This window comes from Amycolatopsis sp. GA6-003 (genome assembly GCF_046267895.1).
Classification (GTDB): domain Bacteria; phylum Actinomycetota; class Actinomycetes; order Mycobacteriales; family Pseudonocardiaceae; genus Amycolatopsis.
Genome location: NZ_CP176499.1, coordinates 5267666 through 5282773, shown reverse-complemented (window position 1 = coordinate 5282773; position 15108 = coordinate 5267666). Strand labels below are relative to the sequence as shown.

Annotated in this window: 11 protein-coding genes, 1 tRNA gene and 1 pseudogene; all 13 read left to right on the top strand. The window is 68.0% G+C overall.

The genetic code is table 11. From position 1 onward, the window contains the following. The first annotated feature begins 850 nt into the window (after positions 1-850). The 13 genes and pseudogenes from dnaN (at position 851) to F9C12_RS23685 (ending at position 14988) form a co-directional block, all read left to right on the top strand. Positions 851-1984, top strand: a complete 1134-nt coding sequence (gene dnaN, locus F9C12_RS23745; protein ID WP_037809143.1) for a DNA polymerase III subunit beta — start codon at positions 851-853, stop codon at positions 1982-1984. Positions 1985-2031: 47 nt separating this feature from the next. Then, a complete protein-coding gene (gnd, locus tag F9C12_RS23740) occupies positions 2032-2922 on the top strand; it encodes a phosphogluconate dehydrogenase (NAD(+)-dependent, decarboxylating) (protein ID WP_409184053.1) in 891 nt (296 codons plus the stop codon). 18 nt (positions 2923-2940) lie between these two features. Next, the gene (gene recF / locus F9C12_RS23735; RefSeq protein ID WP_409461890.1) at positions 2941-4095 is read left to right on the top strand and encodes a DNA replication/repair protein RecF; all 1155 of its coding nucleotides are present in this window, start codon (positions 2941-2943) and stop codon (positions 4093-4095) included. A gap of 109 nt (positions 4096-4204) precedes the next feature. Then, on the top strand, positions 4205-4840 hold the full coding sequence (locus F9C12_RS23730) for a DciA family protein (RefSeq protein WP_409186830.1): 636 nt from the start codon (positions 4205-4207) through the stop codon (positions 4838-4840). Positions 4841-5037: 197 nt separating this feature from the next. Next, a complete protein-coding gene (gene gyrB / locus F9C12_RS23725; RefSeq protein ID WP_409184051.1) occupies positions 5038-7005 on the top strand; it encodes a DNA topoisomerase (ATP-hydrolyzing) subunit B in 1968 nt (655 codons plus the stop codon). 49 nt (positions 7006-7054) lie between these two features. After that, positions 7055-9649 carry a DNA gyrase subunit A gene (gene gyrA / locus F9C12_RS23720; RefSeq protein ID WP_409461889.1) on the top strand — a complete coding sequence of 865 codons (2595 nt, stop codon included), beginning with the start codon at positions 7055-7057 and terminating at the stop codon, positions 9647-9649. A 35-nt stretch (positions 9650-9684) separates the two neighbouring features. Continuing rightward, positions 9685-10338, top strand: a complete 654-nt coding sequence (locus tag F9C12_RS23715) for a DUF3566 domain-containing protein (protein WP_409184049.1) — start codon at positions 9685-9687, stop codon at positions 10336-10338. 50 nt (positions 10339-10388) lie between these two features. Next, positions 10389-10462: transfer RNA gene (locus F9C12_RS23710), tRNA-Ile, on the top strand. 209 nt (positions 10463-10671) lie between these two features. Further along, complete coding sequence (locus F9C12_RS23705) at positions 10672-10932, top strand: hypothetical protein (protein WP_409461888.1); 261 nt, start codon at positions 10672-10674, stop codon at positions 10930-10932. Beyond that, on the top strand, positions 10929-11582 hold the full coding sequence (locus F9C12_RS23700) for an RNA polymerase sigma factor (RefSeq protein ID WP_409461887.1): 654 nt from the start codon (positions 10929-10931) through the stop codon (positions 11580-11582). The genes F9C12_RS23705 and F9C12_RS23700 overlap by 4 nt, the downstream gene beginning before the upstream one ends. A gap of 911 nt (positions 11583-12493) precedes the next feature. Beyond that, a pseudogene (locus F9C12_RS23695) lies at positions 12494-12679 on the top strand (sigma factor-like helix-turn-helix DNA-binding protein); the annotation flags it as partial. A 150-nt stretch (positions 12680-12829) separates the two neighbouring features. Further along, positions 12830-14221, top strand: coding sequence for a hypothetical protein (locus F9C12_RS23690; RefSeq protein WP_409461886.1), 1392 nt, complete (start codon positions 12830-12832; stop codon positions 14219-14221). Continuing rightward, a complete protein-coding gene (locus tag F9C12_RS23685; RefSeq protein ID WP_409461885.1) occupies positions 14218-14988 on the top strand; it encodes a phosphotransferase in 771 nt (256 codons plus the stop codon). Before F9C12_RS23690 ends, F9C12_RS23685 begins: the two co-directional genes overlap by 4 nt. Positions 14989-15108 lie beyond the last annotated feature (120 nt).

Here is a 15108-nt window from a genome sequence, read left to right as displayed (position 1 = left end):
GTGGCGTCCTCTTTTTGTTGCCACGCCTGGCTTCGCGCCCGAAGCGCACGAAGCGTGCGTACGTACGGCTGTGCGAGTGAAGGCGCGTACGCCGATCTGCCCATCCACAGACGTCCACAGCCTGTGTACAGAGAATTCCCCAAACTTATTGATACACAAGGGGTTTTCCCCAGGGTGTGGGCAGTTTGCCCACAGTGCCAACGGATCCCGGAGCTGCGGCGACCCGGTTTTGATCCACATCCCGCTCACACCGAATCCACAGGTTGTCCCCAGGGTTGTCCACGCGGATTCCCCAGGTTGCCCACAGGTGATCCACAGCTGTGGTTCGTCACTCACCAGGGCGATCCCGGCCGCTTCGGCTGCCCCCAGACCCTGGGTACAACTCGGCCCAACCCTGGGGACAACCCTGGGGACAACTGGGCCCGACTGTGGATGAATCCGGGGATGCTCGAAACCATCCACGGATCGCCCGAACCATCCACCGATCCGCCACCAGGGCTGCCCACAGGCCGCCGCACGCTACGACCAGCGGGAACGAGCGCTGTCCACACAATCCACAGCCCCTATTACTGCTACTGGTTTTTCATCTCTTCTAAGAAAGAACAGAACAAAAACAGGCGGAGGACGAAACTGGGGACAACCCGAGATTCGTGTCGTTTTGTCGACAAAGCGAAGGGGAGGCCGAGGTGACGGCGACCCCGGCGACGGCCTAACGTGGATGTCTGCAGCTGGTCCGTTCCCGCGCGGGGCGGACCGGACCGGCGGGGACCCGGTCGCACGCGGTGCTCACGACCGGTACCCGGCGACCCCTTCACGAGCCGAGGGGCTCGGCTGTCGAAAGGAAGCGCGCATGAAGATCCGCGTCGAGCGCGACGGGCTCGCCGACGCCGTCGCGTGGGTGGCCAGAAGCCTCCCGTCCCGGCCTCCGGTGCCGGTGCTGGGCGGTGTTCTCCTCGACGCGGGCGCGGACGGGGAGTCCGACGCGCTCACGGTCTCCGGCTTCGACTACGAGGTCTCGGCCACGGTCGGCGTGCCCGCGACCATCGCCGACGGCGGGCGGCTGCTCGTCTCCGGCCGCCTCCTCGCCGACATCACCAAGGCGCTGCCCGCGCAGCCGGTGGAGATCTCCGTCGACGGCGCCCGCGCCACCATCACCTGCGGCAGCGCCCGGTTCAGCCTCCCGACCATGCCGGTCGAGGACTACCCGCAGCTGCCGTCCCAGCCCGCGCACGCGGGCGAGCTCACCGGCGACGTCTTCGGCCAGGCGGTCACCCAGGTCGCCACCGCGGCCGGCAAGGACGACACGCTTCCCATGCTCACCGGCATGCGGCTGGAGATCTCCGGCGAAACGCTGACCCTCGTCGCCACCGACCGGTTCCGGCTCGCCATGCGCGAGTTCACCTGGAAGCCGGCCGAGGGCCTGTCCGACGCCGCGGTGCTCGTCCCGGCGCGCACGCTCGCCGAGGCCGCCAAGACGCTCGGCGGGGCGGGCACCACCGTGCAGCTCGCGCTCGCTTCCGGCGACGGCCTGCTCGGCCTGTCCGGAGCCGGTCGCTACACGACCACCCGGCTGCTCGACGCCGAGTTCCCGCCGTACCGGCAGCTGCTGCCGGCGAACCACACCTCGCGCGCGGTCATCGAGGTCAGCGCGCTCACCGAGTCGATCAAGCGCGTGTCGCTGGTCGCCGAGCGCGGCACCCAGGTGCGGCTCGAGTTCGGCGACGGCTCGCTGCGGCTGTCCGCCGGCGGCGACGACGAGGGCAGCGCCGAAGAGGAACTGCAGGTCGACTACGAGGGCGAGCCGGTCACCATCGCGTTCAACCCGGGATATCTCGTAGACGGGCTCGGCGCGCTGCACAGCGACCGGGCCGAGCTGACGTTCACCACGCCCAACCGGCCGGCGCTGATCAAGCCCGCCGACGCCGAGGGCAACGTCGTCCCCGGATATCTCTACCTGCTCATGCCGGTCCGGCTGCCGGGCTGAGCGGCGCGTCCAACCGAGGAAAACCGATCCAATCCAAAGGGGATCTCATGGTTCAGCTGGGTCTCGTCGGCCTGGGCAAGATGGGCTTCAACATGCGCGAGCGGCTGCGCGCCGCCGGGCACGAGGTGGTCGGCTACGACCGCAACCCCGACGTCAGCGACTCGGCCTCGCTCGAAGACATGGTCTCCCAGCTGTCCGGTCCGCGGATCGTGTGGATCATGGTCCCGGCCGGGGAGCCGACCCGGCAGACCGTGACCGAGCTCGGGCAGCTGCTGTCCGAGGGCGACCTGGTGATCGACGGCGGGAACTCGAAGTTCACCGACGACAAGCTGAACGCGGACCTGCTCGCTTCGCACGGCGTCGGCTACCTCGACTGCGGCGTCTCCGGCGGCGTGTGGGGCAAGGACAACGGCTACGGCCTGATGGTCGGCGGCGCGGCGTCCGACGTCCAGCGCGCGATGCCGATCTTCGACGCGCTGCGTCCGGAGGGCCCGCGCGAGGAAGGCTTCTCGCACGCCGGCTCGGTCGGTGCCGGGCACTACGCGAAGATGATCCACAACGGCATCGAGTACGGCATCATGCAGGCCTACGCCGAGGGCTTCGAACTGCTCGAAGCGTCGAAGATCGTCGACGACGTGCCCGCCGTGATCAAGGGCTGGCAGCGCGGCACCGTGGTCCGCTCCTGGCTGCTCGACCTGCTGGTGCGCGCGCTGGACGAGGACCCGGAGCTGGACGACCTCGAGGGCTACGTCGAGGACTCCGGCGAGGGCCGCTGGACGCTGGAGGAAGCGGTCAACAACGCGGTGCCCGCCCCGGTGCTGTCGGCCGCGCTGTTCGCCCGGTTCTCCTCCCGGCAGAAGGACTCCGCCGCGATGCGCGCCGTCGCCGCGCTGCGCAACCAGTTCGGCGGCCACGCGGTGAAGAAGGCCGGGAGCTAGCTCCCGCGGTCCCCGCCCGTGTATCTGCGACATCTCCAGGTCACCGACTTCCGGTCCTGGCCGCTGGCCGACCTCGCCCTCGAACCGGGGCCGGTCGTGCTCGTCGGCCAGAACGGCCGGGGGAAGACGAACCTGCTCGAAGCGATCGGCTACGTGGCGACCCTCGGTTCGCACCGGGTCGCCACGGACGCCCCGCTCGTCCGCCACGGCTGTGAGCGTGCGCTCGTCCGGGTCGCGGTCGTCAACGAAGACCGCGAGCTGACGGTCGAACTCGAGATCACGCCCGGCCGCGCCAACCGGGCGCGGGTTAATCGTGGCGCGGTCGGCAAGCCGCGCGACGTGCTCGGCATTCTGCGTACGGTGCTGTTCTCTCCGGAGGACCTTTCGCTGGTGCGCGGCGATCCGAGCGAACGCCGTCGGTTCATGGACGAACTGCTCGTGCTTCGCGCGCCTCGGTACGCAGGCGTGCGCGCGGACTACGAGAAGGTGCTTAAGCAGCGCAACGCGCTTCTCAAGACCGCGGGCAAACGCCGTACTGGTCGCGAAGATCCGTACGCGCTGTCGACGCTCGACGTGTGGGACGACCATCTCTCGGTGGCTGGCGCACAGCTGCTGGCCGCACGGTTGAACCTCATCGCAGACCTCGCGCCGTACACGGCCGACGCTTATATGGGAGTCGCGCCCGACTCTCGCCCGGCGAAGATCGCGTACAAGTCTTCGCTCGGCGAAGCGCTCCCACCGTCGTACGGCGTGCCTGGCGGAGAGCGTGCTGAGCCAGAGGTACTGCGCGAGTTGTTGCTGAAGGCGTTGGCGGACACGCGTCGGCAGGAACTGGAGCGAGGGATCAGTCTCGTCGGCCCGCATCGGGACGAACTGGAGCTGATTCTCGGCGAAGCGCCGGCGAAGGGGTACGCGAGCCACGGCGAATCGTGGTCGTTCGCGCTCGCGTTGCGGCTCGGAAGTTACGAACTTCTGCGCGCCGAAGCCGGCGAACCGGTCCTCTTGCTGGACGATGTGTTCGCCGAACTCGACCGCAAGCGCCGGGCCCGGCTGGCCGAGGTCGCCGCGGGCGCCGAACAGGTCTTCATCACCGCGGCGGTGGCCGAGGACGTGCCCGAGGAACTCGCCGGCGCGAGGTTCACGGTGGCCGACGGGGAGGTGAACCGTGCCTGAACAGCCACAACGACCACGCGGGGTGACCGGGGTCACGCGGGTTGCCCACCGATCTGGGGACAAACCTGTGGACAGTGTGGATAAACCCGGAGCCGCGTTATCGCCGCGCGTGACGAACCGGCCGGATGGCGGTCTTGACACCCCCGAAGCGCGGGTTAACCCGCGCGATCCCGCCCGTGCCGCGACGGAGCGTGACAGTTCCACTGGGCCGAACGAGACGCCCGCTGGGGACAAACCGAGCGGCCGCGACCTCGCGCACGCCGCGCTCGAAGCGGCGAAGGCGAAAGCCCGCGAACGCGGAGCCCCGCCGAACCTCCGGCGCGGCCGGATCACCGGGGGCGGCGGGCAGAACCGGGCGCGCCGGCGCTGGTCCGGACCCGGCGCGGATCCGCGCGACCCGCAGCCGCTCGGCAGGCTCGTCTCGCGGCTGATCACCGACAGCGGCTGGCAGGACACGATGACCAACGCCCGCGTGTTCGGGCAGTGGGCCCGGCTCGTGGGCGAGGACGTCGCCGAACACGCCCAGCCGGTGGCGCTGAAAGACGGCGAGCTGACCGTCCGCGCGAGTTCCACCGCGTGGGCGACGCAGTTGCGGTTGCTGCAGGGCAAGTTGCTGGCGAAGATCGCCGCGGGCGTCGGGAACGGCGTGGTCAAGCGGATGCGGATCCAGGGTCCGACCGCTCCGAGCTGGCGGAAAGGGCCCCGGCACGTGCCCGGCCGCGGGCCTCGTGACACGTACGGCTGACGTGGCTTGCGCTCTGCCGGATGAGTTCCCCGAGAACCGGGCCGCGCAGGTGCAGATACGAGATGACTCAACTGAGGGTGATTTCGTCCCTCTGCGACCGGCTGAGGGGTGTCCTAGCCGCATGTGAGCGCGTGCGGGCAAGTACACTGTTGTAGTAGCGGGCGTCCGCTCGGGCGAGACGAGGAGAAACAACGCCGGTGACCGAGAACAAAAGCGAGTACAACGCGTCGTCCATCACCGTGCTCGAAGGCCTCGAAGCAGTTCGCAAGCGCCCCGGCATGTACATCGGTTCCACCGGTGAGCGGGGTCTCCACCACCTGGTCCAGGAGGTGGTGGACAACTCCGTGGACGAGGCGATGGCGGGGTACGCCACCAAGGTCGAGGTTACCCTGCTCGCGGACGGCGGGGTGCGAGTCGTCGACGACGGCCGCGGGATCCCCGTCGACATGCACCCCAAGGAGAAGAAGCCGACGCTCGAGGTCGTGCTCACCATCCTGCACGCGGGCGGCAAGTTCGACAGCGACTCCTACGCGGTGTCCGGCGGTCTGCACGGCGTCGGCGTTTCCGTGGTGAACGCGCTGTCGACGAAGCTGCTCGCCGAGATCAAGGTGAACGGCCGCAGCTGGCGGCAGGAGTACATCAACCAGGTCCCGGGTCCGCTCGAAGACCTCGGCCCGGCCACCGACACCGGCACCACCATCACGTTCTGGGCCGACGGCGACATCTTCGAGACCACCACCTACAACTTCGAGACCATCTCGCGCCGCCTGCAGGAGATGGCGTTCCTCAACAAGGGCCTCACCCTGTCGCTGCGCGACGAGCGCGTCGCCGACGAGGAGACCGAAGAGGACGCCGCGGGCAAGCAGGCGCGGGTCAAGGAAGTCGTCTACTGCTACCCGGGCGGGCTCGAGGACTTCGTCAAGCACATCAACGGCAGCAAGGACCCGATCCACGAGAGCGTCATCTCCTTCGACGCCAAGGGCGCCGGCCTCGAGGTCGAGGTCGCGATGCAGTGGAACACCGGGTTCACGCCGTCGGTGTACACCTTCGCCAACACGATCAACACGCACGAGGGCGGCACGCACGAAGAGGGCTTCCGCGCCGCGCTCACCCGCGTGGTCAACGCGTACGCGCGCGAGAAGAAGCTGCTCAAGGAGAAGGACGCGAACCTGACCGGCGACGACGTGCGCGAGGGGCTCGCCGCGATCGTGTCGATCAAGCTGTCCGAACCGCAGTTCGAGGGCCAGACGAAGACCAAGCTGGGCAACAGCGAGGCCAAGACGTTCGTGCAGCAGCAGTCGAACGAATGGCTCGCCGACTGGTTCGAGCGCAACCCTGGCGAAGCCAAGACGATCATCAACAAGTCGATCTCGTCGGCGCAGGCCCGGCTCGCCGCCCGCAAGGCGCGCGACCTGGTGCGGCGCAAGGGCGCGCTGGAGATCGGCGGTCTCCCGGGCAAGCTCAAGGACTGCCGGTCGAACGACCCCGGCGAATGCGAGCTCTACATCGTGGAGGGCGACTCGGCGGGCGGTTCGGCCAAGGAAGGCCGCGACTCGATGTACCAGGCGATCCTGCCGATCCGGGGCAAGATCATCAACGTCGAGAAGGCCCGGATCGACCGCGTCCTCAAGAACACCGAGGTCCAGTCGCTGATCACCGCGCTCGGCACCGGCATCCACGACGATTTCGACATCTCGAAGCTGCGCTACCACAAGATCGTGCTGATGGCCGACGCCGACGTCGACGGCCAGCACATCACCACGCTGCTGCTCACCCTGCTGTTCCGGTTCATGACGCCGCTGATCGAGCACGGCCACGTGTTCCTGTCGCGGCCGCCGCTGTACAAGATCAAGTGGCCTCGGTCGGAGCCGGAGTACGCGTACTCGGACAAGGAACGCGACGCGGTCATCCAGGCCGGCGTCGAGGCGGGCCGCCGCCTTCCGAAGGACGACGCGATCCAGCGCTACAAGGGTCTCGGCGAGATGAACGCCGAGGAGCTGTGGGAGACCACGATGGACCCGGCGAACCGGCTGCTCGGGCAGGTCACCCTCGACGACGCCGCGCAGGCCGACGAACTGTTCTCCGTGCTGATGGGCGAGGACGTGGAAGCCCGCCGTTCGTTCATCACGCGCAACGCCAAGGACGTGCGCTTCCTGGACGTGTAGGCGTCCCCTTCCCACCCGCTTCCCAGGACTGCTCACCGAGAAGGACCCCATGACGGAAACCTTGCCGCCGGAACACGACCGGATCGAACCGGTCGACATCCAGCAGGAGATGCAGCGCTCCTACATCGACTACGCGATGAGCGTCATCGTGTCGCGGGCGCTGCCGGACGTGCGCGACGGCCTCAAGCCGGTGGCGCGCCGGATCCTGTACTCGATGTTCGACTCCGGGTTCCGCCCGGACCGCGGGTACAACAAGTGCTCCCGCGTCGTCGGCGACGTCATGGGCAACTACCACCCGCACGGCGACTCGGCGATCTACGACGCGCTCGTGCGGCTCGCCCAGCCGTGGTCGCTGCGCTACCCGCTGATCGACGGGCAGGGCAACTTCGGCTCGTCGGGCAACGACCCGGCGGCCGCGATGCGGTACACCGAGTCCCGGCTCGCGCCGCTCGCGATGCAGATGCTCGCGGACATCGAAGAGGACACCGTCGATTTCCGCGACAACTACGACGGGCGCACCCAGGAGCCCGACGTGCTGCCGTCGCGGTTCCCGAACCTGCTGGTCAACGGCGGTTCCGGGATCGCGGTCGGGATGGCGACCAACATCCCGCCGCACAACCTGCGCGAAGTGTCCGAAGGCGTCGTGTGGGCGCTGGAGAACCCGGACGCGACCGACGACGAACTGCTGGCCGCGCTGCTCGTGCGGATCAAGGGCCCGGACTTCCCGACCAAGGCGATGATCCTCGGCACGTCCGGCATCGAGGACGCCTATCGCACCGGCCGCGGCTCGATCCGGATGCGCGCGGTCGTCGAGGTGGAAGAGGACGCGAAGGGCCGCACCATCCTGGTCGTGTCCGAGCTGCCGTACCAGGTCAACCCGGACAACCTGGTGGAGAACATCGCGCACCTGGTGCGCGACGGCAAGATCACCGGGATCGCGGACATCGCGGACGAGTCCAACAGCCGTTCCGGCATGCGGATCGTCATCACCATCAAGCGCGACGCGGTGGCGAAGGTGGTGCTGAACAACCTGTTCAAGCACACCCAGCTGCAGCAGAACTTCGGCGTGAACATGCTGGCGCTGGTCGACGACGTGCCGCGCACGCTGCGGCTCGACCAGATCATCCGGCACTACGTGAAGCACCAGGTCGACGTGATCGTGCGGCGGACCCGGTTCCGGCTGCGCAAGGCCGAGGAACGGGCCCACATCCTGCGCGGCCTGGTCAAGGCGCTCGACATGCTGGACGAGGTGATCGCCCTGATCCGGCGGTCGCCCTCGGCCGACGAGGCCCGGCCCGGCCTGATGGACCTGCTCGAGATCGACGAGATCCAGGCCACCGCGATCCTGGACATGCAGCTGCGCCGGCTGGCCGCGCTGGAACGGCAGCGGATCATCGACACCCTCGCCGAGATCGAGCTGGAGATCGCCGACCTCAAGGACATCCTCGAGAAGCCCGAGCGGCAGCGCGCGATCATCCGCGACGAGCTGATGGAGATCGTCGACAAGTACGGCGACGACCGGCGCACCCAGATCATCCCGTTCGACGGCGACGTGTCGGTCGAGGACCTGATCGCGCAGGAAGACGTCGTCGTCACCATCACCCGCACGGGCTACGCCAAGCGGACGAAAACCGATCTGTACCGCTCGCAGAAGCGCGGCGGCAAGGGCGTGCAGGGCGCGACGCTGAAGCAGGACGACATCGTCCAGCACTTCTTCGTGTGCTCCACGCACGACTGGATCCTGTTCTTCACGAACAAGGGCCGGGTGTACCGGGCGAAGGCCTACGACCTGCCCGAAGCCAACCGCAACGCGCGCGGCCAGCACGTGGCGAACCTGCTCGCGTTCCAGCCGGACGAGCAGATCGCCCAGGTCATCGAGATCCCCAACTACGAGGTCGCGCCGTACCTGGTGCTCGCCACGAAGCGCGGCCTGGTGAAGAAGACGAAGCTCACCGACTTCGACTCCAACCGCGCGGGCGGGCTCATCGCGATCAACCTGCGCGAGGGCGACGAGCTGATGGGCGCGGTGCTGGCCGCGGCCGAGGACGACCTGCTGCTGGTGTCGGCGGGCGGCCAGTCGATCCGCTTCCACGCGACCGACGAGGCGCTGCGCCCGATGGGCCGCCCGACCTCGGGCGTGCTGGGCATGCGGTTCAACGACGGTGACGAACTGCTCGGCATCAGCGTGGTCAAACCGGACAAGTTCCTGCTGGTCGCCACGGACGGCGCGTATGCGAAGCGGACGCCGATCGAGGACTATCCGGTACAGGGCCGCGGCGGCAAGGGCGTGCTCACCATTCAGCACGACAGCAAACGTGGCAGGCTGGTGGGGGCACTCATCGTCGACGAGGACGACGAGCTGTTCGCCATCACGTCCAGCGGCGGGGTCATCCGCACGCCGGCGCGGGACGTGCGCAAGGCGGGCAGGCAGACCAAGGGCGTTCGGCTGATGAACCTGGGCGACGGCACCACTCTTCTCGCGGTCGCACGCAACGCGGACGAGGGTTCGGACGTCGCCAATGGTGGCGAGGACTCCGCCGGGGAAACTCCGGAAGTTCCGGCTTCCGAGACGGTTTCGGAAGAGGCGGCGGAGGCTACGCCAGAGGAGCCCACAGCAGAAGACGGCACGGCGCCGGAGCAGTGATCGGCGCCCCACGCACGGGTAAGGACTGACTCAACGTGGCACCATCCGACAAGGCCGACGACGCGTCGGCCAACCCGCCCTGGCAGCGCACCGCCAAGGACGGCGGCGGCGACTCCGAGGCCATGGCCACGGCGCGGATCGCGACCGAGGACGTGCCCACCGCGGCCCCCGAGCCGGCCGCGGCCGAGAACGACTACCCGGTGACCGGTTCGGCGGCGCCCCGGCTCTTCGGAGGCGAGGCCCCGCCGCCGGCGGCGGCCGACGTACCGCCCGCGGGCCGCACCCGGCCGACGCCGAGCGCACTGCGCCGCCCCGGCCGCGGCCCGCGGCGGGCGAGCCTGCAGATCAAGCGGTTCGACCCGTGGTCGGTGCTGAAGCTGGCGCTGGTGCTGGGCGTCGCGATGTTCTTCGTCTGGCTGGTCGCGGTCGGCGTGCTCTACACGGTGCTCGACGGCATGGGCGTGTGGGACAAGCTGAACGGCACGTACTCGTCCCTGGTCGGCGGCGAGGGCGCGAACGCGTCCGCGGAACCGCTGATCAGCGCCGGTCGCGTGTTCGGCATCGCGGCGATCCTCGGGGCGATCAACATCGTGCTGGTGTCCGCGCTGGCCACGGTGAGCGCCTTCATCTACAACGTGTCGGCCGACCTCGCGGGCGGCCTGGAGGTCACGCTCTCGGAACGAGAGTAACCCGGTTGCAAGGGCGGATGAGGGGTCCGGTAGAGTTCTCCTCGTTCGACGGGCCCATAGCTCAGGCGGTTAGAGCGCTTCGCTGATAACGAAGAGGTCCCAGGTTCAAGTCCTGGTGGGCCCACATTTCCGGAAGGCCGGTTCGCAGTCGCGGACCGGCCTTTCTGGTATTTCGGATGACTGTCGCTTCGAGAAGTCCGTGGCCTCCGCATCTGTCGTTGCGGATCTCGGGCCAGGCAGTCGGAAGACTCTGCCAAGAAGATCTTCGCCCGGTGCGATTCTTTCGAGAGCCCACCCTCGGTTGAAGGGGTAGAGCGAAAGGAGGTCCTCCCGATGACCTCGAACACCTTCTTCCCCGATTTCCCCGAGTCGGACCTCGTCACGATCCCGCGCCCACGATCGCTGGTGCGTCTGCTGGCTCACCTGGTCGGCCTGCGCACTCGTCGATTGGCAGCCCGAGACCGGGGCGCGACGCTCGTCGACGCGGCGCAGATCCTGAGCGACTCCGGCCGGCCTGCCCAGGTGGTCAGCCGCGATCCCGCCGGGGGCGAGTGGTCGGTCACGCTCGGGCCCGCTGCTCCGGAGACGGCATGACGAGCCCTTCGGAGTGTCCTGGAGGAGAAGACGATGACCACCATCGTGATGCCGCTGGGGAGCCGACGCCCGAGGAAGCGTTCCGCCACCAGCCCGCCGTTCTCTACGGCCGGGCCGCGATGAAGTCCATCCGCGATACCGTCATCCCGGCTGTGATCGGTTACGCCACAAAAAGGCTGGGCGGCGACCGGCAGGCCGGCGAAGAGGTCGCTGCGACCGCGTTTTACGAACTCACCCGCCGTTGGCAGGCCAAAGGGGCGCTGCGCGAGCCCCGTCGACTGTTGTTCCAGATCACCGAGGACCGGTGCGTGGACCAGTTGCGCAAGAAGAGCAAGCCGCCGATGCCCATCGACGGCGCGACGCTCGCGAGACTGCTCGAAAACACCGCCAGCAACCTGTTGGACTCCGAGTTTCGAGCCGGGTTGTTCACCGAGGACATCATCAGGAAGGCTTTGCGCACGCTGCCGACGCGGCAACGGCAAGTCCTTGAGCTTCGCTATGGACTTGAGTGCGAACTCGACGACACCGCCGCACTGCTCAAGACCACGGTCAACGCCGTGAAGTCGCTGCAACAGCGCGGGCTGGCCAAGCTCAGAGAATCACCGCTGCTCGCCCGTCACCGCACGACCGCACCGGAGGTTCAGCGATGAGCGCACTTCCGCCCCTCGACGGCAACGACGTCCGGTTCGACATCGACCACGTCATGGACCGCGCTCTCGCAGCTAACGAAGCTGACATCGCCCAGCACGGACGAGTCCTGCCCACGCTGGCCAACACCGTTGAGGTTGCCTACGAATCGTTCGGCATCGGACTGCAGAAGATGACCGAACAGCGCTATTCGGAAGCCGTGTCCTGGCTGGCCACCGCCGTCGACAACAATGTCGAGTTCGCCAGGCCCATGCTCGGGATCAGCCTCGAGTTCGCCGAGCCGATTCCGGCCGCCAGGACCGCGCTGGGTGACGAGCGCGAAGACACCCTTGCCCGTCAATTGGCTGACGATGACGCAGAAAAAACCGACGACGGTGCGACACCCATCTTCAACACTGTCCTGGCCGACCATCGAGACAGCGAAACACCCGAAAATGTCAGAGAAACCCGCGTGCAAGCCGGCCAAGCGGTTCCGTACCCGGAGCCTGCTGGGCGTGCCAGGGACAACCGTCAGGCGAACTTGAGCCAGGACCGCAGCATGACAAGGCTCGAGTCCGCCGTGCTGTGCGTGCCGTCGAAACTCCTGGAACCGAACTCTCTCGCGGCTCGGACGTTCGACGTGCAGTTCCGATGGGGAGAACGAGGTGAACTGCGTTTTGCGACTGGACATTCTTGGCCGTTGACGAACTTCGCGCTCGTGACTGAAAAAGCGTGCGTTTGCGATGACCATGGTCACGACGTCGAGGTCCAGGGGATCACCCCGGGTGGTCTGCTGGTGATCCAGTCGAAGCGGAGCGAAGCACGCACAGCACCGACGGAGCGTTCCGTCGGTACCGGAGACGCGCGATCCCTGAGCAGCTCCATGCCTGTCGAGGTTGGTCGGTCCGCTGTGCAATCACTTGATCCCGGTGCCCGGATGCAGCGCCTGGTGGCGCATCTGCCGAAGCTGCTGCAGGAGGTCATCGTGCTCCGTGTCGTAGTTGGGTTATCGGCGGCCGAAACGGCGGAGGTGCTGGGCACGACGGTGGGCGCTGTGCGCGTCGCTCAGCACCAAGCCTTGGGTCGATTGCGTGGGCGAGTCGAGGCCGAAGAGGTTCTGGAGGTAGTGAATGACCGTCGCTCAGACCTACCCTCAGCTGGCATGCAGTGGTGTTTGCCTGGAACACGCCCGTGATCGTCGTCCTTGGCTCGGCAAGCTTCCGGATATTTCGGATGACTGCTCAGCGGGATTCTCGCCAGAATCAGCGGCATGCAGACCCCAGCGCAGATCCGTGCGCAGTTGAGCCTCGCCGCGGCCAACCGGCGTTTTTCGTCTGGTCTGGCCGAAGCCGAGGCCTGGCTCGCGTCGGCGACCGCGCGCGAGATGCTGCGGATCGACTACTACGCCCGCCAGGCCCGCTATCCGGTGCCGGTGCTGGGGCGGGCTCGCGACTGGAAGCTGAAGAACGCGACGCCGGTTGTCGCCGCGCTGGCTTCGATGCACCCCGACGGGCGTCTTCGCGAGCAGGCCGTTCGCGTGTTGTGCGCTTCGGCTAGTGCGGTGAGCGACCGGGCGTTGGCGGTGCGGGTTACCGACCATGTCGCGGTGGTTCGCGAGCTGGCTGAACAGGAGGTGCTGCGGCGTACGACGTTGGTGCAGGCGGAGCAGGTCGTGCCCTTGTTGCAACGGATTTCGCAGCGGGGGCGGGGTTCGCAGGTGCTTGAGCGCTATCTGCGTGCGCTGGTTGACGCGCATGGCGAGGCGTCGGTGTGGGAGTGCCTGCGGAGTTCGGAGGACTTTGACGTCCGGCGGACCGCGTTCCGGCGCAGCTTCGAATCCGGGCTGTTCGGTTTGCCGGACGCGGTCCGGTTGCTGCCGCGGGAACGGGATCAGGTCGTCCGGCGGAAGTTGATTCAGGTGATCGCGGAGGCGGGGACGCCGGACGTCATCGCCGAGTCGTTGCTGCGCGGCCGCTCTGCGGAGAGCCGGGTGCTGGGGCTGGTGAAGCTGACCGCGGAGCAGCTCGATCCCGTTGACGTGGAACGGCTTCTGGTGGACCGGTCGGTGCTGGTGCGGATGTGGGCGCGGCTGCGCTGGCAGGAAATGGGGCGCGATCCGGTCGAGGGTTACGCGGCGGTCGCGCGTTCTTCTGCCGCGCCGGTGGTGCGGGCTCGCGCGTACGTCGGGCTGGCGGAAGCTGGGGCTGAGCTGGACCGTGCGGAGATTGTCGAGCTTGCGCGGAGTGCGGATCTGGCGTTGAAGAAGGTCGGCTTGTCGTTGCTGCGCGGGAAAGCTGTTGCCGCGGAAGTGCATTGGCTGCTGCGGGAAATGACTGGCGAGGACTCGAAGGTGGCCCGGTTGGCCGGGGACGTGCTCAGCAGCTGCCCGCAGTTGTGGTCGCTGGCGGATTTGGCGGCGCTGAAGGATTCTGCGGATCCCGCGATTCAGCGTCGGGGATGGTGGCTGCACCGGAGCCTCGGCGGATGGGAAGCGGTGATCGCCGACCTGGAGTCCGGGGCGTACCGGGATCGGCTGGAGCTGCCGATGTATTTCCGGCCGACTCCCGCGCAACGGCAACGAATCATGGAGCTGATCGGCGCGCTTTCCCTTGGCAGCGGCCAGGTTTCGGAGATTGAGTTCGCGCTCGGGCTTCCGGCGTGACCGGCGAGGAACTGGGCGAGGGTTGGGACAGCGTCGCGACTCTGGTCGACGGGCGGTGGGTCGAGCGGCGGCCTCAACGGGAGGAGGTGCGTGCGTGGCTATTGCGGGAGACGCGGGTGTTGCCGTGGCTGGCTCCGCAGTTGCCGTTGGCCGTGCCGATTCCGGTGGTGTGGCGGGAAAATCCGTTGGTGGTCCGGCATGAACTGGTGCCGGGCGAACCGGGTGAACTGACTGCCGACGACGGCCGCGTGCTCGGTCGGTTCCTTCGTGCCTTGCACGGTGCGGACGCGGCCAAGGCGCGGGAACTCGGTGCCGAGCCGGAGATCCTGGCGCTCGACGCGGTCCCGCCGTTGCTGGGTCCGCTGGCCGATCGCGGGCGGGCGCTGCTGGCGGAGGTCCGAGATTATCCAGCGGACACCGTCATCCATGCCGACCTCGGGCCGGAGCACCTGCTGAAGCAGGACGGCCGGGCGAGCGGGGTGATCGACTGGACCGACTTGTCGCTCGGCGACCCCGCGCGGGACCTGGCGTGGCTGTTGCACTGGACTTCGGCGGAGTGCGTCGCGGCGTTCTCGGAGGAGTACGACGTCACGCCGGAACTGCGCCGTCGCGCGTGGGCGTGGAATCAGCTGGGTCCGTGGTACGAGGTGACGTACGGACTGGAGAACGACCGCCCTGACCTGGTCGAATCGGGCCTCGCCGGCACCCGCGCCCGGCTCGCGGAGACGAGTCAGCCCTGCCGGGAAGAGAAGGACCGGCAGGGCTGAGTGGTGCGTGGCCGCTCGGGCCATCCGATTCAACGGACCGCTCGCTCCGGATATTCCCGGTGTTCCACGTGGAACGGAACCGCTGGACGGGACGCGCGGCGGGTCCGGTAGCATCGTGGG